General features: G+C 72.2%; 23 protein-coding genes and 1 tRNA gene. 9 read left to right on the forward strand and 15 right to left on the reverse strand.

The genetic code is table 11. The features are described from left to right. Positions 1–68 precede the first annotated feature (68 nt). The 4 genes from ABT070_RS25065 to ABT070_RS25080 form a co-directional block, all read right to left on the reverse strand. The gene (locus ABT070_RS25065; RefSeq protein ID WP_351764095.1) at positions 69–1,145 is read right to left on the reverse strand and encodes a DMT family transporter; all 1,077 of its coding nucleotides are present in this window, start codon (positions 1,143–1,145) and stop codon (positions 69–71) included. Then, positions 1,142–1,762 carry a TetR/AcrR family transcriptional regulator gene (locus ABT070_RS25070; RefSeq protein WP_351764096.1) on the reverse strand — a complete coding sequence of 207 codons (621 nt, stop codon included), beginning with the start codon at positions 1,760–1,762 and terminating at the stop codon, positions 1,142–1,144. Before ABT070_RS25070 ends, ABT070_RS25065 begins: the two co-directional genes overlap by 4 nt. A 166-nt stretch (positions 1,763–1,928) precedes the next feature. Further along, complete coding sequence (locus tag ABT070_RS25075) at positions 1,929–2,357, reverse strand: DUF6003 family protein (protein WP_351764097.1); 429 nt, start codon at positions 2,355–2,357, stop codon at positions 1,929–1,931. Between the two features lie 128 nt (positions 2,358–2,485). Then, positions 2,486–3,157 carry a beta-glucanase gene (locus tag ABT070_RS25080; protein ID WP_351764098.1) on the reverse strand — a complete coding sequence of 224 codons (672 nt, stop codon included), beginning with the start codon at positions 3,155–3,157 and terminating at the stop codon, positions 2,486–2,488. A gap of 216 nt (positions 3,158–3,373) precedes the next feature. On the opposite strand from ABT070_RS25080, the gene ABT070_RS25085 reads away from it, so the two are divergent. From ABT070_RS25085 to ABT070_RS25095, 3 genes are all read left to right on the forward strand, one after another. After that, positions 3,374–3,604 (forward strand): hypothetical protein, encoded by a 231-nt coding sequence (locus ABT070_RS25085; RefSeq protein WP_351764099.1) that lies wholly within the window; start codon positions 3,374–3,376, stop codon positions 3,602–3,604. Between the two features lie 121 nt (positions 3,605–3,725). After that, positions 3,726–4,082, forward strand: a complete 357-nt coding sequence (locus tag ABT070_RS25090; protein ID WP_351764100.1) for a PRC-barrel domain-containing protein — start codon at positions 3,726–3,728, stop codon at positions 4,080–4,082. 25 nt (positions 4,083–4,107) lie between these two features. Further along, positions 4,108–4,281: a hypothetical protein gene (locus ABT070_RS25095; protein ID WP_351764101.1), complete on the forward strand. Its 174-nt coding sequence runs from the start codon at positions 4,108–4,110 to the stop codon at positions 4,279–4,281. 19 nt (positions 4,282–4,300) lie between these two features. Here ABT070_RS25095 and ABT070_RS25100 read toward each other — a convergent pair whose 3' ends face one another. After that, entirely contained in the window at positions 4,301–5,131 is an 831-nt protein-coding gene (locus tag ABT070_RS25100; RefSeq protein WP_351764102.1) for an oxidoreductase, read from the reverse strand. A 91-nt stretch (positions 5,132–5,222) separates the two neighbouring features. Here ABT070_RS25100 and ABT070_RS25105 point away from each other — a divergent pair, with 91 nt between their 5' ends. After that, entirely contained in the window at positions 5,223–5,798 is a 576-nt protein-coding gene (locus ABT070_RS25105) for a TetR/AcrR family transcriptional regulator (protein ID WP_351764103.1), read from the forward strand. A gap of 159 nt (positions 5,799–5,957) precedes the next feature. Here ABT070_RS25105 and ABT070_RS25110 read toward each other — a convergent pair whose 3' ends face one another. The 5 genes from ABT070_RS25110 to ABT070_RS25130 form a co-directional block, all read right to left on the reverse strand. Next, complete coding sequence (locus ABT070_RS25110; RefSeq protein WP_351764104.1) at positions 5,958–6,416, reverse strand: SRPBCC family protein; 459 nt, start codon at positions 6,414–6,416, stop codon at positions 5,958–5,960. A gap of 443 nt (positions 6,417–6,859) precedes the next feature. Then, a tRNA-Met gene (locus ABT070_RS25115) sits at positions 6,860–6,933 on the reverse strand. Positions 6,934–6,985: 52 nt separating this feature from the next. After that, on the reverse strand, positions 6,986–7,279 hold the full coding sequence (locus tag ABT070_RS25120) for a hypothetical protein (RefSeq protein ID WP_351764105.1): 294 nt from the start codon (positions 7,277–7,279) through the stop codon (positions 6,986–6,988). Positions 7,280–7,318: 39 nt separating this feature from the next. Further along, positions 7,319–7,969 carry a maltokinase N-terminal cap-like domain-containing protein gene (locus ABT070_RS25125; protein WP_351764106.1) on the reverse strand — a complete coding sequence of 217 codons (651 nt, stop codon included), beginning with the start codon at positions 7,967–7,969 and terminating at the stop codon, positions 7,319–7,321. 341 nt (positions 7,970–8,310) lie between these two features. Next, positions 8,311–9,810 carry a long-chain-fatty-acid--CoA ligase gene (locus ABT070_RS25130; protein WP_351764107.1) on the reverse strand — a complete coding sequence of 500 codons (1,500 nt, stop codon included), beginning with the start codon at positions 9,808–9,810 and terminating at the stop codon, positions 8,311–8,313. A 150-nt stretch (positions 9,811–9,960) separates the two neighbouring features. Here ABT070_RS25130 and ABT070_RS25135 point away from each other — a divergent pair, with 150 nt between their 5' ends. The 3 genes from ABT070_RS25135 to ABT070_RS25145 all read left to right on the forward strand — a co-directional run bounded on the left by ABT070_RS25135 (position 9,961) and on the right by ABT070_RS25145 (position 13,925). Next, positions 9,961–11,160: a PucR family transcriptional regulator gene (locus ABT070_RS25135; protein WP_451101198.1), complete on the forward strand. Its 1,200-nt coding sequence runs from the start codon at positions 9,961–9,963 to the stop codon at positions 11,158–11,160. 550 nt (positions 11,161–11,710) lie between these two features. Next, the gene (locus ABT070_RS25140) at positions 11,711–12,940 is read left to right on the forward strand and encodes a PP2C family protein-serine/threonine phosphatase (protein WP_351764108.1); all 1,230 of its coding nucleotides are present in this window, start codon (positions 11,711–11,713) and stop codon (positions 12,938–12,940) included. Between the two features lie 130 nt (positions 12,941–13,070). Continuing rightward, entirely contained in the window at positions 13,071–13,925 is an 855-nt protein-coding gene (locus ABT070_RS25145; protein ID WP_351764109.1) for a hypothetical protein, read from the forward strand. Between the two features lie 32 nt (positions 13,926–13,957). Here the strand turns inward: ABT070_RS25145 and ABT070_RS25150 are convergent, their stop codons facing one another. From ABT070_RS25150 to ABT070_RS25165, 4 genes are all read right to left on the reverse strand, one after another. Further along, positions 13,958–14,449 (reverse strand): hypothetical protein, encoded by a 492-nt coding sequence (locus ABT070_RS25150; RefSeq protein ID WP_351764110.1) that lies wholly within the window; start codon positions 14,447–14,449, stop codon positions 13,958–13,960. A 125-nt stretch (positions 14,450–14,574) separates the two neighbouring features. Then, on the reverse strand, positions 14,575–15,432 hold the full coding sequence (locus tag ABT070_RS25155) for a DMT family transporter (RefSeq protein WP_351764111.1): 858 nt from the start codon (positions 15,430–15,432) through the stop codon (positions 14,575–14,577). A gap of 186 nt (positions 15,433–15,618) precedes the next feature. After that, positions 15,619–16,047, reverse strand: coding sequence for a DUF3618 domain-containing protein (locus tag ABT070_RS25160; protein WP_351764112.1), 429 nt, complete (start codon positions 16,045–16,047; stop codon positions 15,619–15,621). After that, a complete protein-coding gene (locus ABT070_RS25165; protein WP_451101195.1) occupies positions 16,044–16,334 on the reverse strand; it encodes a phage holin family protein in 291 nt (96 codons plus the stop codon). Before ABT070_RS25165 ends, ABT070_RS25160 begins: the two co-directional genes overlap by 4 nt. Before the next feature lie 328 nt (positions 16,335–16,662). Here ABT070_RS25165 and ABT070_RS25170 point away from each other — a divergent pair, with 328 nt between their 5' ends. Beyond that, on the forward strand, positions 16,663–17,109 hold the full coding sequence (locus ABT070_RS25170) for an excalibur calcium-binding protein (RefSeq protein ID WP_351764114.1): 447 nt from the start codon (positions 16,663–16,665) through the stop codon (positions 17,107–17,109). Between the two features lie 73 nt (positions 17,110–17,182). On the opposite strand, the gene ppk2 is transcribed toward ABT070_RS25170, so the two are convergent. Then, positions 17,183–18,148, reverse strand: coding sequence for a polyphosphate kinase 2 (gene ppk2 / locus ABT070_RS25175; protein ID WP_351764115.1), 966 nt, complete (start codon positions 18,146–18,148; stop codon positions 17,183–17,185). A 282-nt stretch (positions 18,149–18,430) separates the two neighbouring features. Here ppk2 and ABT070_RS25180 point away from each other — a divergent pair, with 282 nt between their 5' ends. Next, positions 18,431–20,707 carry a catalase gene (locus ABT070_RS25180; RefSeq protein ID WP_351764116.1) on the forward strand — a complete coding sequence of 759 codons (2,277 nt, stop codon included), beginning with the start codon at positions 18,431–18,433 and terminating at the stop codon, positions 20,705–20,707. The last annotated feature ends 77 nt before the right edge of the window (positions 20,708–20,784 follow it).

Genomic DNA, 20,784 nt, shown 5'->3' on the forward strand with positions numbered 1-20,784 from the left:
GCCGCGGGGAGAGGCTGCCGGCCCCTGACACCCCTCAGCCCTCACCTTCACCCCTCAGCCCTCAGCCCTCAGCCCTCAGCCGGTTGACGCGCAGGCATCGTGTGCTCCGGCGACCCGGCCTTCCCGGCCCTCTCCCCCGGCTCGGCCGCGGAGACAGGGGCCCGCGGAGCGGTACGGGTCGGTGAAGCGGTACGGGTCGGCGGTGCGGTACCGGTCGGCGGTGCGGTGCGGGTCGGTGCGGTGAGTACGGCGAGACAGCCGACGACCAGGGCAATGCCGGTCCAGCCGAGCAGGGGCAGGCGTTCACCAACGACCAGGACGGCGAGCACGGCCGCGACGGCGGGCTCCAGCAGCGAGAGCGTCGTCGCGGTGCTGGCCGGTACGTGTGCGAGGCCCCAGCCGAACAGGACGTAACCGGTGAACATGGGGACCAGGGCCATGTAGGCGCCGACGGCCGCGTTGGACCAGGAGTCGGCCAACGGGGCGCCGGTGGACAGCAGTACGGGCAGAAGCAGCAGGCCGCCCAGCCCGAAGACGGCACCCATGGCCGCGCCGGAGGTGACCTCGCGGCTGATCAGACGGTGGGCCGCCCAGGAGTAGAGGGCATAGGTGAAACCGGCCACCAGGCCCAGTCCCACGCCGAGCACGGTCGCGCCCACCGACCGCGCCCCGGAGCCGGACTGCGCCTGGGCCGCTGCGGCCACGCACAGCAGAACGGTTCCCGACAGCCCCATGGCGGCGCCGGTCGTCCAACGGCGCGTGAGGCGGCGTCCGTCCACCACCCGTTCGATCACGGCCGACGCAAGCGGGGCGGAGCCGATGGACACCACGGTGCCGGCGGCCACCCCGGCCAGCTGCATGGAGGTGTAGAACGCCAGTGGGTAGGCCCCGACCGCCAGCGCGCCGAGCGCGACCACCCCGCGCTGCGCGCGCAGCGCGGGCATCTCCCGTGCGATACGCGGGGCCGCGACGAGGGCTTGGAGGAGTCCGCCCAGGCCCATGGCGGCGGCCCCGATCGCGAGGGGACCCACGGCCGGCGCGAAGGTCGCGGCGGTGCCCGTGGTGCCCCACAGCACCGACGCCACGAGCACGCACAGCGAGCCCACGCCCACCGAGCCGACCGCAGGTCCGGTGGACCGTGTCACAGCCGGTCCAGCAGGTTGGCCGCCATGGTCCGCGCATGCTCCAGCCGCGTACCCGCGCCCTCCAGGCCGGCGCGTGCCGTCGCGCCCTCCAGCAGGAACGACAGATGCTCCGCCAGCGCGGCGGCCTCCTCGGGCCGGTCGGGCAGCAGTTCCCCGAGATGCCCGCAGAGCAGGAACTCGACCTCCTCCTTGTGCCGGCGCACCACGTCCCGCCCCTCGTGCCCGGCGGGCAGTTCGGCGGCCGCGTTGAGCAGCCCGCACCCCCGAAAGCCGTGCTCGTAGGCGAAGGCGGCGTGATCGGCGTACGCGTCGAAGACGGCCAGCACCCCGCCGCGACCGTCCCGGACCTCCTGGAGCCGCCGCCGGTACAGGCCCAGCCACTCCTCGTGCCGCGCATCGAGGTAGGCCATGACCAGGTCGGCCTTCGAGGAGAAGTTGTTGTAGAGACTCATCTTCGCCACGCCCGCCTCGGCGGTGATCGTGTCGATCCCCGTCGCCGACACGCCGTCCGCGTAGAAGCGGCGCGCGGCGGCGGCGAGCAATCGCGTGCGCGCCTTGCCGGGCCGCTTCCCGGACCCCGTGCCCGGCCGCGACTCCGCGGCGGGGGTGTCGCCCATTCCGTTCCCTCCCAGGTTCTAGGTAGGTCAGTCTACCTAAAACCCGGGGCGTCCGGTGCGCCGCGCGGGCCATCGAGGCGACGCGGTCACGTGGGCACCCGTCACGCAGGCCGGTCGCCGTCACGCGACCGCCGTCGCCCCCACCGCCGCGGGTACGGCCGTCGTGTCACCGGTCTCCTGCCGCAGCGGTCACCGTCGCGGGATCGACTCCGGTCAGTTCCACGATGCGGTGCGGCGGCACACCGACGGCCAGTGCCCGCCCGATCAGGTCGTCCCTGCCGTCGGTGCAGTCGCGGTAGGCGAGCAGTTCCTCCTCGACGCCGGCGTGCGCGGCCGGCGCCAGGTGATGGCGTACGCGGTTCAGTTCCTCCTCGCTCAGCGGAACCGGCAGCCGCTCCGCCCCTTCGGGAACGGCCGCCCTCTCCTCCGGCGGCACGAGCCGCAGACCGGGCGACGTCGCCGTGCTTCCCTGAGCATCCAGCCACGCGCGTACCGCCGTGGTCTCCATGCAGGCGAGGTCACCGACGGCGGCCGGAGCCACGCCCAGCGCCACGGAGGCGTCGTCCAGCAGAAACAGGTAGGCCTCGTCGGTCATGCTCGGCTCCTTCTCGACGGGAGACATCCGGCCGCCACGGTCAGGGGCCGATCGACGTCCCTCTACCCCACCGCACCCGGATTACCGTCGGCCCGACCGGCGACCTCACCGACCCGCCGTCCCACCCGTCAGGGGCCGGCGCCCCGGCTCACCGTACGGTGCACCACCAGGCTCTCGACCTGGTACGACAGCTCGGTGGTGCCGGCGTCCGGCGGCGGGTGGTAACGGCCCGCGCACACCGAGAGGTTGACGATGAGGTAGGCGTGCCAGGAGGACCCGACACCCCGTCCGTCGGCGAAGACCCGCTCCCCGTTCAGTGACCAGACGACGCTGCGCCTGCCGAACGTGACGCTCATGTCGATGACGCCACCGGGGCGGACGGCTCCGTCGCGCACGTAACTGTGGCCCTCGCGTACGTGGTTGCTCAGTTCCAGAAGGTCGGGGTTGTCCGGGTGGTACTCGAACACGTCCACCTCGTTGCCTCCGTCCCGCCAGGTCCAGATCGCCGGCCAGGAACCCCGCCCGGTGGGCAGGCGCACCCGCGCGTCGAGGCGGTCCCCGGTGCGGACCATGAAGCCCTCGTCGCTCTCCTCGGTGGTCAACAGGCCCGCGTCCCACAGCCCGTCGGCTCTGCGCGTGGCGCGGAACGTACCGGTGCGGGAGTACGAGGGGTCGGCCGTGAGGTGGTCCAGTTTGTTGTCGCCGGGGTTGGTGGGACCGCCGTCGGGATAGGCCCACGAACGGCCCGCCACCCACTGACGGTCGGACGAGAAATCAGCTGTGAAGACGACTGCGCTCACCCGCGGACTCCCTCTCTCGCCGGGCACGGCATCACATGTCGGATTTCTCCCCACAGGCGCGTCGGCCATGCGGCGCCTCAATTCACGCGACGCGCGATTCACCCGTTCGGCGCAGCGCACGCGCAGCGCGCAAACCCGCGACGGCGTCCGTGTCCGGCTCGGAGCCGCGCCGCAGGCCCGCATGCGCTCGTTCGACGAAGGGCGCACGCTGTTGGCATGGGCCTGGCGCACCCCGTGGTGATCTATCCGCCCGCCGAGGACGGCGGGCGACGAGTGCGCGCCGGTGACCACTTCCTGGGAATGGCGTACGGCCTGCTGGACGTCGCCGAGTTCCTCCGGGAAACCGGATTGGTCGATGCCGACGAGGCCTACGTCGAGTCGTCCGCCCTCATCGAGTGGCGAGGCGGCGGCCCCAACACCTGGGAACAGGGACCGGACGGCCGTTGAGCGCATCGCCGGGGGCGCTGCCTGTGGTGTCGTCCCGTAGAGCTCCCGCGGGTGCGGTCGTGGCGGGTGCGCATGACATCGGAGACGCGAACGCGGGTACCCGCAGCAGCGGAGGTAGCTCATGTTCGAGGCAAGCGATATCCGTGAGTGGCGCGGTCATGACGTGGTGGACCCGCAGGGGCACAGGATCGGCGTCCTGGAGTCGGTCTACGTGGACACCGGGACCGACATGCCGTGCTTCGCCACGGTGACGGTGGGTCTTCCCACCCGTCGCCGTCTGGTGTTCGTTCCGCTCCTCGGGGCGACGGTCGGTCCGGGCTATCTGAAGGTCGCCCACGACAAGAACGCGGTGAAGAAGGCCCCGTCGATCGACCTCGACGGCGAACTGCACGCCCCGGAGGAACCGAAGGTCTTCGCGCACTACGAACTGGACTATGCGCCGGGCGCCGGCGGCGAGCGACGCCTCGCCCGTCGCTGACACATCGAGGCCGGCGGGAGAGCCAATGAGCCTGTTTCTGTTTCTGATCCTTGTGGCCCTCGTCCTGGGCATCATCGGATTCGCGGCCCACGGGCTGTTCTACCTGCTGATCATCGGCGCCGTCGTCCTCCTCGCCGATCTCTGCTACGCCGCGGTCCGCTTCCGCCGTGGCGGAAGGAAACACCGTATCGCCCGTTGACCGGCCTCATGGCGATGGTTCAACGGGGCAGGCCGACCGCCCGGGAGATGACGGTGTCGAAGGCGCGGTCGGGCAGGATCCGGCGAAGGGCGATGAGGGGCCGGGCACCGAAGCCGGTGGCGTAACGGGTCCTGGGGCGGCGGGCGGTGACGGCCTTGCCGACGGCGTCGGCGATGACGGCGGGCGGGGAGTTGCGGTTGGCGTTGGCCTCGGAACGCAGGGAGGCGGCCACGGCGGTGGCCTGCGCCGCGTAGGGGCCGGCGCCGGAGGACTTCTCGAGCTTGTCGGCGGCGATGCCGCCCCACTCGGTGGCGATGCCGCCGGGTTCGATGACGACCACGTCGATGCCGAACGGTTTGACCTCGATGCGCAGGCAGTCGCTGAGGGCTTCGAGAGCGAACTTGGTGCCGTGGTACCAGCCGCCGAGCGGGGTGTGGATCTTGCCGCCCATCGAGGTGACGTTGACGACGGTGCCGCCGCGCTGCGCGCGCATGTGGGGCAGGACGAGCTGGGTCAGACGCAGGGCGCCGAAGACGTTGACGTCGAACTGGTAGCGGGCCTCGTCGAGCGGGACGTCTTCGACCGCGCCGTACGAGCCGTAGCCCGCGTTGTTGACGAGGACGTCGATGCGGCCGGTATCGGCCATGACGCGCTCGACGCCGGCGCGCAGGGAGTCGTCGTCGGTGACGTCCATGGCCAGCGGTCGGATGCCGTGGTCGGCGAGTCCGCGCAGGCGGTCGGTGCGGCGGGCGGCTCCGTAGACGGTGTAACCGAGTTCCTGGAGCTTGAGTGCGGTGGCCTCGCCGATACCGGAGGAGGCACCGGTCACGAGGGCGGTCCTGGTGGGCATGGAGGGTCCTCTCGATTAAGATGAACTGTGGTTCACTATCTATCCTGAACCGTGGTTCACGTTAATGCAAGTGGAAGGGCAGGCGAGTCCCATGACTCAGGCCAGGGCACCGCGCGCCGACGCGGTTCGCAACCGCAGGAAGATCCTCGGCGCGGCCGGTGAACAGCTCACCGCGCACGGGCCCGAGGTGGGCATGGACGAGATCGCCGCCGCGGCGGGCGTGGCCGTGGGAACCCTGTACCGGCACTTCCCCACCAAGACGGACCTGATCGCGGCCGTCATCGCCGAGTACGTCGCGCGGGTGGCCGACGACGCGGAGGCCGCGCTCGGGCGCGTCGCGGCCGGCGCCCGGGCGGTGGACGAGCTCACCGCGTTCCTCGGCCGGGTGGTCGAGACGTCCGCGGCCGACCGCGCGGTCAAGGCCGCCGCCAAAGCCCTCGGCGCCGAGCCGGGCGACACCTCCGCCGAGGACCGTGCGGGGGCGGCCGTCGCCGGACTCGTCCGAGCCGGCCAGTCCGACGGCGACATCCACCCGGACGTCACCGTCGACGACATCTACCTGCTCTTCTCCACCGCCCCCACCGACCGGCCGGCCGCCGCCCGCACCCGCTGGCTCACCCTCGTCGTCCCGGGATTGACCACCGTCGCACGCCCCGCGCACGGCTGAGGCCGCAGACAGCGGGCACTCCGCGCGGGCGACCCGCCACGGACCCGTTCGGTGGACGGCGGGGCGCCCGCGACGCGTTCAGTTCCTCAACTCGTCGAGGCGGCGGCTGGGGGACTCGTCGAGGCGGCGGCTGGGGGACTCGTCGACGCGGGCGACGCGTCAGCGCGGCGTGATCGCCGCCTCGGCCGCCGCCTTGATGCGGGCGCCGAAGCCGGGGGCGTCCTTGCGGGCGGCCGCGAGCGCCAGGCCGACGAGGACCTTGCCCAGCCCGTGGCCTTCGAGAACGTTGAAGATACGGACCCGGGTTCCGCCGCCGGGCAGCGGTTCCAGGTCGTAACCGCCTTCCCGTACCGTCACGGTGTTCTTCGAGGCCTCGGTCCAGCGGATCTTCACCGGGGCTTCGAGAGCGGTGATGCGGAACTCTCTGGCCGTCTTCATCCCGGCGTCCTTGACCGTGCTCCGGAAGACGGTGCCCACCGTGGTCGGGGTCTCGGGAATCCGCTCGATCTTGAGCACCCGGGGGCTGAACTGCGGGTCGTTGCGCCCGTCGGCGAGGTAGGCGAACACCTCCTCGACAGCCCGATCGACCTCCACCGTCGCTTCGAACTGTCCTGACATGAGCACTCCCCATCCGTCGAGTCGCAGGCGCGCGAAGGCCACGCCGTACCGCTCGTCCTGTCGTAGCGGCACCGCGACCCCATGGGACCACCGAACACCCCGCGCGGCAATCGGCAGTACTCCCCGGGCGGGGTGCGGGCAGGAGCACCGACACCCGTGCGCGCCGGGCACACGCCCGAAGAAACGTCCCGGGCACGCGGTGAGCGGGCCCGGGACGTTCTGCCGCGGAGGCAGCTTCGTTGCACCGCGGCGATGCCCTCCATGAATCCGGGGAGGCTTGCGTGATCAGAGTTGCCGAAGTGACAGCAGGGCTGAAGGTGTCCGAGGCTCACGTCAGAGTCCCGTAAGAACCGCGCCGGGACGGTTCGGGCCGCGGAGCCCGGTCGACATCACGCCCGGGGCACGACGCGGGCCCGCCGCGTGTGCGGCGGGCCCGGTCTTCGTGGCCGAGGCGGGATTTGAACCCGCGACCTCTGGGTTATGAGCCCAGCGAGCTGCCTACCTGCTCCACCCGGCGGCCTTCACTGTAGGACTCCGGGGGCGTGGCGGGCCAAGGATTTTCCGGGCCCTCAGGCGTTGGCGTGGCGCCGCGCGGCCGTCTTTCGCGGAGCGGCGTGGTGCACGGACCTGCCCTCGCCGGCCGTCTGCCGACGCCACAGCCACAGCGAGGTCACCGACAGCAGAGCGGCGAAGACCACCAGGAAGAGCACCGACACCCACATCTGCCGGCTCCCGAGGTCGTCCCGTCCCGTCCATACGGCCGATGCCGCCCACAGGGCCGCACCTCCCGCGTAGACAGGGCGGATGCGCCGCAGCTGCCGCACGGCACGCACGGATTCGACATGATCGGTTTTCTGTGCCATGTGGGCCCAGGTACCCCGATCCGCGCTCTTCATCAGCAGTCAGAGGAGGACGACGAAAAGCCCCCGCGTGCGAGTGCCGTCCGGCAGGCGCCAGGAGCCGGCGACGTGGCCGATCGCCTGCGGGGGCAGGAAGGGCTCGTGGTCCGGGGCGGGGCGCAGGACCCGGTGCAGGCGGAGGGTCGTGCCCTGCGGTGCGGGCAGCTCGGTGCCCTCCTGGTCGTCCACGGCGCCGACGGTGAAGTCCGTGGGGGCGCAACCGTCACCGGTGTAGGAGCGGGTGACCTCCCGGTCGGGGAGCTCGCTGGTGTTCTGGTCCTGGGCCTGGACCCGGCCCTCGACCAGGGCCGTCAACTGGGCGGCCAGCAGCGGGTCGTGGCAGCCGTCGTAGGCCCAGCGCCGCCCCAGCACCCCGTGCTCCATGGTGCCGACGAGGGCATGCTCCGCCCCGTCGAGCGGGGCGCCGCGATAGGTCAACGGCACCAGGTAGGTGACCGGACGGCTGCCGGCGGTGTCGGTGACCACCAGGAACTCGATCCCGACCTCGCCCTGGGGATCGTCCAGCCGGAAGCCGCCGGCCTTCGCCAGTTCCGGTTCGCCCGTGCCGCCCGCGTACCACGGCCGGGAGGGCAGCCAGGAGGTGAGCAGTTCCAGCTTGGTCGGCTTGAGGGCGGTGCGGTGGATGACGGCCATGCCGAAATTCCTCTTCCGTGGTGCGGGTGTTCCGGACGGGTCAGGCGAACCGGGCCTCGTCCGTGGATGCGTTCCGGCCCGGCAGGGGCAGTCCGTCCGAGGTCGTCACCCGAAGCACCTCGCACCCCATGAGCGGCACGGCGGCGAAAAGGCACCGCCGAACCGGTTCACCGCCCTCGGGCGGAAAGGCTATCCGGATCCGGTGGGGGCCCGGGCCGGCTGTCTCGTAGGTGAGATGCCGGTCGGTGTCGACGGTCGCGAAGTGGTCCTGGCCCATCTCGTCGTGCGCGGAAAGCCATGAGCCCCGGTCGGCGGTGGGAGCCGGCGCGTCGCGCAGGATCTCAGCCTCGACCCGGCCCGACGGGCGCGGTGATCTCCCGCTTGAGGATCTTGCCGCTGGGGCCGGTCGGCAGGGTGTCCACGAGCCACACCTCGCGCGGGTACTTGTACGCCGCCACCCGGCTCTTGGCGAACTCCCTCAGCTCGTCCGGGGTGGCACGGGCGCCCGGGCGCAGAACGACGGCGGCCGCGATCTCCTCGCCCAGGTGGGTGTGCGGCACGCCCACCACGGCGGCCAGGGCGACGGCCGGGTGCTCGTGCAGGACCTCCTCGATCTCGCGCGGGTAGACGTTGTAGCCGCCGCGGATGATCATGTCCTTCTTGCGGTCCACGATGTACAGGTAGCCGTCCTCGTCCTGCCGCGCGAGGTCGCCGGAGCGCAGCCAGCCGTCCGGGACGGCGGCAGCCGTCTCCTCGGGACGGTTCCAGTAGCCCTTCATCACGTTCGGGCCGCGCACGACCAGTTCGCCCACCTCGCCCGGGGTGACGTCCTGGCCCTTGTCGTCGAGCAGCCGCACCCGCACATCACGGATCGGGGTGCCGATGGAGCCGGCCTTGCGCGGCCGGTCGGGGTGGTTGAAGGTGACCACCGGACTGGTCTCGGACATGCCGAAGCCCTCCAGCACCGCACAGCCGAAGCGCCGCTCGAAGCCGTGCAGAACCTCCACCGGCAGTGAGGCCCCGCCCGATATGCACAGCCGCAGCGTGGACACGTCCACCTGCGACGGGTGCTGGAGCAGCGCCGCGTACATCGTGGGCACGCCCTCGAAGACCGTGGCCCGGTCGCGGGCGATGGCGTCCAGCACGGTCTGCGGTTCGAAGCGGGGGATCAGGGTGAGGGAGGCGCCGGCGCGGACGGCCACGCTCATCGTGCAGATCTGGCCGAAGATGTGGAACAGCGGCAGACAGCCCACCACGACGTCCTGCGGTGTCATGCGCTGGACGTGGACCGTGTTGACCTCGGTGTTGTGCCGCAGCCCGCCGTGCGTGAGCGTGGCGCCCTTGGGGCGGCCGGTGGTGCCGGAGGTGTACAGGAGCACGGCCACGTCGTCTTCGGCGGTCTCGGCCGTCTCGGGCAACGGCTCGTGCCCGGCCAGCAGCGCGGCGAAGGCGGCGGGTTCGACGGCCAGGTGCCGCACTCCGGCGGCGACCGCGCCCTGGGCGCCCTCTCCCGGCGCCTGGTGCCATTCGAACAGCAGCACCGCCCCGGAGTCGTCGAGGTGGTACTCGGTCTCCCGCGTCTTCAGCAGCGGGTTCATCGGTACGACGATCCCCCCGGCGCGCAGCACGCCGTAGTACAGGACGACGAACTCGGGAACGTTGGGCAGCATCAGGGCGACACGGTCCCCCGACCGCACGCCCTCGGCCCGGAGCAGCGCGGCGGCGCGGGCACTGCGCTCGTCCAGCTCCGCGTAGCTGGTGACCTGCTCGCCGAGGCGCAGCGCGGGGCGTCCCGGTTGCCGCTGTGCCGTCTCCACCAGGAACTGCGCCAGATTGGCCATGACCCGCCTCCACGAACGTCACCGTCGAAATCCGCTGTTCACCTGCGCGACATCGTGCTGCCACGCACGGCGACGGACCATGGGCGGCAGGACAGCGCCACCCCTCCCGGATTGTCCCGGGGAACAAAACGAGGGCGTTAAGCTGCGGGAATGGAGATCTCGGGCGTGGCCGCGGCGCTTCATTCCAGACTTCCGGAACTGGGTGAGCGGATCGCGCAGCGTATCCGCTCGGACGTCGACGCCTACGACGAGGAGTCGCTGATCCCCTTCGACTCGCTGCGCCGCTCGTGCACCGCCAACGCGGACCTGGTGCTGAGCCACCTCGGTCACGCGGATGCCCCGGATCCGAGTCCGGCCCGCGAGACCGGCCGGGTGCGCGCCGAGCAGGGCGTGCCGCTGGCGGACACCCTGCACGCGTACCGGGTCGGCTTCGAACTGCTGTGGACGGAGATCCTGCTGGAGTCCCGTACGCATCCCGAGGTCTCCGACGACCAGCTGGTGTCCCAGTCCGCGGAGATCTGGGCGTTGTTCGGCCTGTACGCGGAGGCGGTGGCGGTGGCCTACCGGGAGACCTCCGCCGAGTTGACCTCGCAGCGCCACGCCCGGCGCTCGGCACTCGTGGAGGCGCTTTTCACCGGCGTCATCGCCGACCGGACCACGCTGTGGGAGGCCGCCCGCGAGCTGGGCCTGCCCGAACACGGCCCCTACGCGGTGGCCGCGGCGGCGGCCGGCGATCCCGGCGAGGAGCCGCCGGCGGGCCTCGAAGGCGCGTTGCGTCAGGCCCAACTGGCCTCGGCCTGGCGGATGTTGCCCGACCATCAGATCGGGGTGATCGCCCTGCCCACGCCGGCGGCGGAGAGCACCTGCCTGCGTGTCCTGCGCCATGCCCGGGCCCGGGTGGGTGTCAGCCCGTGCTTCCCCTCCCTGCGGGACACTCCACAGGCGCTGCGCTTCGCCCGCCTGGCCCTGGCCGGGCTGCGGGGCACCGGTCCCGGGGTCGCACGGTTCGACGACAACCCGCTGGCCATGGTGGTGGCCGCCGCTCCGGCGGAGGCGGCGCACCTCGTGGGAGTGGTCCTCCAGCCCCTGGTCGACCTCCCGGTCGCGGAGCGTGCCCGCCTGCTGGAGACCCTGGAACAGTGGTTCGGCGCCGCCGGCTCGGCCACCGACGCGGCCCGGAGCCTCTTCGTCCACCCCAACACCGTCCGATACCGGCTGCGCCGTATCGAGGAGTTGACGGGCCGTTCCCTCTCCGACCCGCGCGCGGTGGCCGACATCGGCGCGGCGCTCCTGGCCGTCCGCAACACCGGTGTCGGACCGGGAGAGCAGCCGCCGCCCGCAGCGGACTGACGTGGCCGCTCACGGACGCGCTCCGGCGGGTCGCACCACGCCGACGGTCATGCCGTCGCGGTCGGGTCGACCGCTCGCCGGTCCAGGTGCCGGGGGCTGCCCCGACGGTCGGCGGTGGGGCCGACACCGGCACCAGCACAGGCGCAGGCACCGGCACCGGCACCGGCACCGGACGGAACGGGGACCGACCGGGGCCGGCGAGCCGGGGAGCGCAGCGGCCTGGCGGCGGACCGCAAGGGGCTTCTCGGCAGTCCGCGCACGGCGACGGCGACCCTGGCCACCGCGCTGGGTCGGCGGCGCCCGCGCTCCCGACCTCGGCGCGGCGGGAGAGCCTCGCGCAGGGAGCTGAGGCGGCCGCGCCGACCACTCTTTCGTGCGGCTTCCGCCGCGCGTGAGGAGGGAGCCGCACGCCCTCGGCCACGGCCGATTGCGCCGTCGCCGATCGGGGAACGCGTCGGTCCCGAGAGAAGCGGTTTCCAGGCCACGCCGCGATCTCCCTTCTATCGTGGAACGGCACAGTGAGGCTCGGCACCGAGACAGGCGGCAGGACATGCGGAAACCACTGATCGACTATGTGGCGGTCTTCCGAGCCCTGCCCGGCATGGTGGCCCTCCTCACCCCCGACCTGATCTACGCGGACGCCAACGACGACTTCCTGCGGCTGGCCGGACGCACCCGTGAGCAGCTGCTCGGCCGGTACATCTTCGACGTCTTCCCGGAGAACCCGAACGATCCGGCCGCGGCCGGCATGCGGGAGACCCGGGAGTCGATGCTGCGGGTGGTCGCCACCGGCGAGCGCGACACGATGGCACTGCTGCGCTACGACATCGAGGATCCCCACCGGCCCGGCGTGTGGCGCGAGCACTACTGGAGCCCGGTGAACGCGCCCGTCCAGGGCCCCGACGGGCACGTGGCGCTGGTCGTGCACCGGGTGGAGGAGGTCACCGAGCTCATCCACGCCCGTGGTGGTCCGAACGGCGGGGCCCGAGCCCGGGTGCTGGAGGCCGAGCTGTACACCCGGGCCCGCGAGCTCCAGGAGGTCAACGAACGGCTCCGCCGGGCCCACGCCCACGAGCGGGAGGTCGCTCTGGCCCTCCAGGCGGCGATGCTGCCCGCGCCCGGCCCGACCGGGCCGCACGCGGCTGCCGTGCGCTACCGGCCCGCGGTCGGCGCGCTGAACGTGTGCGGCGACTGGTACGACCTGGTCGACCTGCCCGGCGACAATCTCGCGGTCGCCGTCGGCGACGTCGTCGGGCACGGCCTCGCGGCGGCCTGCACCATGGGGCAGCTGCGCAGCGCCCTGAGCGCCGCCTGTCGCGTGGCCGACGGCCCGGCCCAGGCCCTGGAGGCTCTCGGTCTGTACGCCCGCTTCGTCGAGGGCGCCGAGGCGACCAGCGTCGTGACGACCTTCATCGACTGGGACAGCCACACCATCTCCTACAGCTGCGCCGGCCACCTGCCGCCCGCCCTCGTGCACCACGACGGGACCGTCACCTTCCTCGACCAGGCCACCGATCCTCCGCTGGCCGCCCGCCCGGAGCACCTCTCCCGTCCGCAGGCCCACACCGGCTTCACCGAGGGCGCCACCCTGGTCCTGTACACCGACGGCCTGATCGAGCGCCGCGAGGAGGACATCGACACGGGTCTGGCCCGGCTCGCCGCTTCCCTCACCCACCACAGACACTCGGCCCCCGAACCCCTGGCCGACGCCCTTCTCGCCGACCTCCTCCCACCCACCGGCACCACCGACGACACGGCCCTGATCGTCCTACGCCTGTGACCGGCGCCGAACCGGCGGCGGCCCGTACCGGTCCGGCGTCACGGAAGACGGATCCGCCCTGGCCAGGCTCGAATTGACGCCACGCGCGGTGATGACCGATCGTGCATCCTGTCAATGACGGGGGCGGGAAGTGGATCAGCAGAACGCACAGCAGGACGCACGGCAGTACGCGCAGCAGTGCTCGGAGTTGTTCGCCGCCGGCGGCCATGCGGCCGTACGGCGCACCGCGCAGGCGGGCCTGCGGGAGGCGGGTCCGGACGTCGTGCTGTACCGGTGGCTCGGCCAGGCGCATGCGGCCGAGGACGACGACGACCACGACGCCGAAGCGGAGAGCGCCTACCGGCAGGGCCTGAAACTGGATCCCGACGACCTCGGGCTGCTCGTGTGCTACCTGGAACTGTGTCTGCGGGCCGATGCCTTCGACTACCCCGGCAGGGCCAGGCGGGCCGTCACCCTGCGCGCCCGCATCGATGAGCTCGCGCCCGAGGGCTCACCCCACCGCGAGCGGGTCGACGCCGCTCTGGGATGGGCCGGCCGGGGCTACTGGGACGATCTGGCCGCCTCCTTCACGGTCGCGCAGACCACCCAGGCGCAGATGGACGACCTGGGCAAGCAGGTCGGCGAGGCGGTGAGGGCGCCCGCGGACGGCGGCTCGGGCGCCGCGAAGGACGGCGAGGACCTGCACGCCGCCGAACTGGCCGCGGCATCGGAACTCCTGCGGGGCCGACGCAACGCACCCCTGCGGCTGCTGCTGGCACACCGCGGCGCGGCCTACGCGGTGACGCTCCTAGCCTCCTTCGCCGTGAACCGGTCCCTGACCGCCAGTGGGCTGGTCGGCTTCAGCCTGTGGGGATGGCTGCTGTACCTCCCTCTCCTCGCCGCCGAAGCCAGACTCCGGGCCGCGCGCAAACTGGCCAGGCAACGGGTGGTCGCCCGCATCGAAGCCCGGCACGCCAGTTCCTCCGCACCCTCGACCACGCCCTGACACAGGACACCGAGGGTCTCGTTCCGGCACCGTCAGTCGGCGGTGCCGGACGGGTCACGGGTACCGGACGGGTCACGAGTGCCGGGGGTGGCGGGGGTGGCGGTGTGATCGGGGCGGTCTCGGGTGCGGCGGGCTTCCTTCAGCTCCGCCTCGTAGAGGTGGTCGCGCCCTTGGGCGAGCTGTCGCACCGCCTCGTGTTCCAGCTCCCTGAACGCTCGGTAGTACGTCTCGTCGTAGGCTTCCACGAGCTGGAACGTCCAGTGTCCGGGGATGACGTCGCGCCCCAGGATCTCCGTCTCGACGCGTTCGGCCCAGGTCTCGTGGCCCGCGCTGCGCAGCAGTGCGACCGTGCGGTCCAGTTCCAGGTCCGCGGTGCCGGTGAGCTGGTGGAACGAGTAGAGGTGCCCGCGGGCCCGCTCGACCGTCTCAAGCGCTTTGGACAGTGAGCCGAGCGCCTCCACCGTCTCGTCGCCGACGCCCGGGGGACGCCGGTGCTCGTCGTCCGGACCCTGGAGGTCACCCATCTTCGCCACTTCCTTCGCGTCCGGGACTCCCGACCTGTCCTGACCAGCACAGCACAACACGGCACGGGCCGCGGCACCGTCCGTGCCGTCCGGATGCACGAGCGTGGCCCCCGTTCGAGGCCGCCTCAGCGCACGACGTCGACGAGGTGGGGCACCACCCGGGTGAGCCGCACCACGGCCCAGAGAATGAGGAGTGCGCCGATCGCCTCGGGCAGCAACCACCAGCCCGTACGGATGCTCTCGTCGAACAGCACCACGCCCAGCAGGAGGCTCACCGCCGCGTCACCGATGGTCAGCGCGGGCTGTGAAGCGGCCAGGGGGCCGGCCTGCAGGGCGTTCTCCAGCAGCAGGAGGGCCATGACCCCGGTGAGCGCGAATCCGTAGGTCTGCCAGGCGGTGAGGAACGCGGGCAGGCCCGCGTCGGCGAGACGTCCCGTGGCCGACTTCAGCAGGGCGGCGGTCAGGGCGTTGCCGACCGCCGCGGCCGAGGCCAGCGCGGCGGCCCGGAACAACGGCGAGGAGGCGGAGCGGGCGAGGAGGAACGCCACGGTCATCGCTCCCAGGGTGAGCGCCAGGACCGGGATCCAGCGCGCCATGGAGGCCTGCTCCCGGCTGCCGGAGGGGGCTGCCGCCGCCAGGAGCACGGCGAGTCCGGCCACCACTCCCCCGACCGCCCACCAGCCTTCGGACGACAGCCGGCGGTGCATGAGAGGCACCGCCAACAGGAGCGCGAAGGGGAGCTCGAGGATGAACAGGGGCTGGACCAGCGCCATGGGGCCGTTGATGAGGGCCAGTGCCTGGAACACCGCGGCGCCCACCACGCCCGCGATGCCGATCGACCAGGCGGGCCGCCGTGCGAGGGCGAGCAGCAGCCGTACTCCGCCGCCCTGCTCGACCGTGGAGGCGGCCTTGCGTTGGAACGCCGTGCCGACCGCGTTGCTGACGGCGCCGAGGACGGCGAAGACCACGGCGAGCACCATCAAGACTCCACTTTGCCCGACTTGCCCGTCCTGACCGGCCTACCTGTCCGTCCTGACCGGCCTACCTGCCCGTCCTGAGCGGCCGGACCGATCGCTACGGCCGCAGTCTCACACCTGGCGGCATGATCCGCAGTTCGGCGCAGGGCGCCGCCCGCCCGGTGGGGCCGACGGCGCCCGTCCCGCCGTCGGCTACTTCTTGCCGCGGCGCAGCAGCAGACAGGCGACGACGACCGCCGTGGCGGCGCCGATGAGGGCAGCGCGGTGGTCACGCACCTGGCGGGGTGCCTTGTCCTGCCAGATCTGCTCGGCCTGACCGGCCTTGGCCCTGACCTGGACAGCGGCCGCGGCGGCCGTGTCCTTGACCGGGGCGGGCACCTTCTCCTCCAGGAGATGGGCCGCCTCGGCCGCCTTCGTCCTGGCCTGCTCGGACAGATGCGCCGCCGTGGTGCCGGCCTGTTCCTTCAACGCGGTCGCCTTCTCCTGCGCGCGGGCCTTGACGTCCGTCTTCGCGGCCAGTGCCTCGACCGTCTCGCCGAGTTCTTGGCGGGTCTGCTCGACCTGTCGGCGCAGTTCTTCGGGACCGGTCGCGGTGGGCTCGTCGTGGGGTGGCTGGGTCATCGTCGTGCACTCTCCTTGATCTCCGAGACATCGGCTTTCACGCTGTCGACGGTCCGCTCGGGCATCGGCGGGGCGGCCGCGCCGACCTGCTTGCTGCCGGTCAGCGCCGGCACGGCGGTGACCACCGCCGGTACGGCCGTGACGATCAGGGCCGCGGCCCACACCGGGAGCGGCGCCGCGATCACGGCGATCGCGGTGGCGACCAGCGCCTGAAGGGTGAGGAAGCCGAAGAGTCCGGCTCCGCCGAACAGCCCGTCGTCCGTGCCGTACCGTCCTGCTTCCGCCATCGCCTTCACCCCTTCCTCTTGGTGCCGCACCGGGTACCCGATGACCGGCAGGAAAGACATCCCTGGCGCGAACGGGACCCGCCGGGCCCGCGACCGGATCTCCCCGCGCAGCACAGGAGGAGCGCTCGCGACCTCGCCCGGCCTTGGCGGCCGGAGGCCGTTCTGCCGTGGCGGCCGGAGGCCGTTCTGCCGCGTCGGCGCCGGTCACCCCACCGCCGGCGGACCGGCGGACCGGGGCGGCCCACTCGGATGGCCGCTCGCCTCGCGCGACGGCGCCGGTCGTTGCCTAGCGTCGAAGCGACGGCCGCCCGGCCGGGAGGAGACACCCATGCCCCATCGCACCGTCGTCGCGGGCATAGCCGCGACGATCATGACCCTGGCTCCGCTGTCCGGCGTCGCCCACGCCCAGGACCTCGACTGCCGCGACTTCACCTACCGGGAGGACGCCCAGGCGGAGTTCGACCGGAACATCGGCGACCCCAATCGCCTCGACGAGGACCAGGGACCGGACGACGGCATCGCCTGCGAGGTTCTCCCTCGCCGGCCGCTGCCCACTCTCTTTCCCGCCACGAGCATTCCCGCGCCGGTCCCGACCGGCGTGGCGCCGGTCGCGATCAGCCCCGCGGCGCTGCCCAGCCTCGGTGTGCGGGGCGGCGTCGGCGGCGCCGTGACCACGGGACCGTCCGGTTGGGACGTCGGCGTCGGTGCCGGTCTGGCGGCGGCCGGCCTGCTGGGCGGCGCCGCTTGCGTGCGGTGGCGCCGACGCCGCGTCTGACCGGCCCCGGCCAGGGCCCGGCAGGCAGGCAGCGCTGTGCGGGTCCTCCGGGCCGGCGGATCCGCACCACGCTTCAGGAGTTCGTGCCGCCGGGATGCCGTCCCGGTCCCTGGGTCCGGTTGGTCAGCGGGGTCGGCGACAGGACGGTGTCCTCTTCGCCGGGCTCCAGGAGGGTGGCGGCGGCGCCGACGACCAGGGGGTCCGGACTGCCGACCGCCTCGGCGTCCTTGGCCGCGTAGTCGATGCGGTGCAGCAGGATGCGCATGGCTTCCAGGCGGCCCCGCCGTTTGTCGTTGCTCTTGACGACCGTCCAGGGGGCGTGCGCGGTGTCGGTGACGCGGAACATCTCCACCTTGGCGGTGGTGTACTCGTCCCAGCGGTCGAGCGAGTCGAGGTCGGTGGGTGAGAGCTTCCACTGGCGTACCGGGTCGACCTGACGGATCGCGAACCGCGTCCGCTGCTCGGCCCGGGAGACGGAGAACCAGAACTTCACCAGGATGACGCCGTCCTCGACGAGCATCTCCTCGAAGCGCGGGCACTGCCTGAGGAACAGTTCGTACGCCTCCTGCGTGCAGAAACCCATGACCCGTTCGACGCCCGCCCGGTTGTACCAGGAGCGGTCGAAGAAGACGATCTCACCCGGCCCGGGGAGATGGTCGACGTACCGCTGGAAGTACCACTGGCCCTTCTCCCGGTCCGTCGGCTTGCCCAGGGCCACGATGTGCGCGCCACGGGGGTTGAGGCGTTCGGTGAATCGCTGGATGGTGCCGCCCTTGCCCGCCGCGTCCCGTCCCTCGCAGATCACGACCAGGCGGGCGCCGGTGTCGTTGACCCAGCGCTGGAGCTTGAGCAGTTCGATCTGGAGAACGCGTTTGGTGCGCTCGTACTCCTTGCGGCTCACCTTGCGGTCGTAGGGATAGTTCTCCCGCCACGTCGTGATCGGCCGGCGTTCGCCGTCGAGCAGCACCGGTTGTTCCGGTCTGCGGTCGTCCACCGTCAGCCCGTCGAGCAACCGGGCCTCGACCTCTTCACGATCCATCGGTTCCGCGCCTCCTCGGAATACGTCACTCGCGTCTGCTGGGTTCCGTGCCGGCGCCCGCCCCAAACGCACGGGCAGGCATCCGCCGCGCCGCGCGATGACCTGCCGGAAAGCCGTTTGGCCCGGCCCGGCGCGGAAACCCAGTTGGTTCGGCCGAACCCGGCGGCACGAGGTTCACCCCAGCGGTACGCGCCTGGTGCGCGGCCCTCCGGGCCGTGAGAGCGTGGCACGCCAAATGTCCTTTTTATACATTTTCGGTTCCCATCGGAGGACTGTCATCCCATGAGCGAGACCAATCCCCTCAAGCGGGCAGCCCAGAAGATCACCGACAGCCTCCAGGGCCATGGCGGGGAACCGGAGGACGGCATTCCCGGCAAGCCCGCACCCGAGTCGCCGTCCGTCGCGGAGCCGACGGAGCCCCGCGATCCGCTGCCGCCCAAGCCGGACCAGAGCGGACCCGACACCGTGTCGCCGACCGGACAGCCGACGGGCGCCGACCAGGCCCGCTCGGCGCAGTCCGGCAGCTATCTCACGACCGCCCAGGGCACCCGGCTCCACGACACCGACCACTCGCTCAAGGCGGGCCCCCGGGGGCCGGTACTGCTCCAGGACCACCATCTGCGCGAGAAGGTCATGCACTTCGACCACGAGCGCATCCCGGAGCGCGTGGTCCACGCCCGGGGCGCCGCGGCGCACGGCACGTTCCACAGCTACGGCACGGCCGCCTCCGTGACCAAGGCGGCGTTCCTCGCCGAGGACGAGGAGACGCCGGTGTTCGTACGCTTCTCCACGGTGCTGGGGTCGCGGGGCTCGTCCGACACCGTGCGGGACACCCGGGGATTCGCGACGAAGTTCTACACCAGCGAGGGCGTCTTCGACCTGGTCGGGAACAACATGCCCGTCTTCTTCATCCAGGACGCGATCAAGTTCCCCGACATCATCCACGCCGGCAAACCGCACCCGGACCGGGAGATCCCGCAGGCCCAGAGCGCGCACGACACCTTCTGGGACTTCGTCACCCTGCACACCGAGGCCACCCACCACACGCTGTGGAACATGTCCGACCGGGGCATCCCGCGCTCGTACCGGACGATGGAGGGCTTCGGCGTCCACACGTTCCGCATGGTCGACGCCGCGGGCGCGACGACGCTGGTGAAGTTCCACTGGAAGCCCAAGCTGGGTGTGCACTCGCTGGTCTGGGAGGAGGCGCAGATCATCAACGGCGTCGACCCCGACTTCCACCGCCGGGACCTCGCGGACGCCATCGAGGCGGGCGCGTACCCGCAGTGGGAACTGGGCATCCAGACGTTCCCCGACACCCCGGACCAGATGTTCGAGGGCATCGACCTGCTGGACCCGACGAACCTCGTGCCCGAGGAGCTCGCGCCCGTGCAGCCGGTCGGGCTGCTGACCCTCGACCGCAACCCGTCGAACTTCTTCGCCGAGACCGAGCAGGTCGCCTTCCACGTCGGCCATCTCGTGCCGGGTGTCGACATCACCGACGACCCGCTGCTGGCGGGCCGGCTGTTCTCCTACCTGGACACCCAGATCACCCGCCTGGGCGGCCCCAACTTCCCGCAGCTGCCCATCAACCGCCCGCACGCGCCCGTCAACGACATGCTGCGCGACGGCCTCCACCAGACGGCCGTGCACCGGGGGGTCGCCCCCTACCGGCCCAACTCGCTCGACGGCGGCTGTCCGTTCCTCGCGGGGGCGGACACCGGGGCGTTCATCGAGGCTCCGGTGCGTGTGCCGGAGAGCACCAAGGTCCGCGAGGCGCCCGAGTCGTTCGCGGACCACTTCAGCCAGCCCCGCCGCTTCTGGCTCAGCATGTCCCCGCTGGAGCGCGAGCACATCATCGGCGCGTACACCTTCGAGCTCGCCAAGTGCTACGAACAGGCCGTCCGGGAGCGGGCCCTGCAGGTCCTGGCCAACATCGACCCGGAGCTGTGCGGCGAGGTGGCGACGGGCCTCGGCCTGCCGGCGCCCGCGCCCACGGTGCCTCTCGCCGACGTCGAACCCAGCCCGGCCCTGTCGCAGCTCGGCCGCAGCTGGCCGACGGACGGCCGCGTCATCGGCATCGTCGTCGGCCCGGACGGCGACCTGGACGGCGTGCGCGCCGTGCGGGAGGCGGTCGTCGCGGGCGGCATGGTCCCGCTGGTCGTCTCCCGGACGGGTGGCGTGCTCGGCTCGGGCGAGGACGCGGTGACCGTGCAGCGCACGTACGCCACCGCACGGTCCGTCGAGTTCGACGCCGTGCTGCTGGCCGGGCTGCCCGGAACGGGCAGCGACGCGTACGGCGCACGTGACGCCAAGGCGTTCCCCTCGGCGGCACAGCAGCTGACAGGTGATCCCCGCGTCACCCTGCTGGTGTCGGAGGCCTTCCGGCACGGCAAGGCCGTGGGCGCCTGGGCGGGCGGCGAAGCCGTCCTCGAAGGGGCCGGAGTACCCACCGGCGCGCCGGGCGTGGTGGTCGGCGACTCCGGTACGGCCGCCCTGGAACAGCTCGTCACCCTGTTGGGCGGGCACCGCGCGTGGGACAGGTTCACCGCCGCCTGAGCGGTCCGGCCGGGGCGGCGTCCGTCGATCGGTGTGCCGCCCCGGCCGTGTCGTGGACACGCTTCCGGCACACGGAG

This window comes from Streptomyces sp. NPDC002884 (assembly GCF_040295245.1).
Lineage (GTDB): Bacteria > Actinomycetota > Actinomycetes > Streptomycetales > Streptomycetaceae > Streptomyces.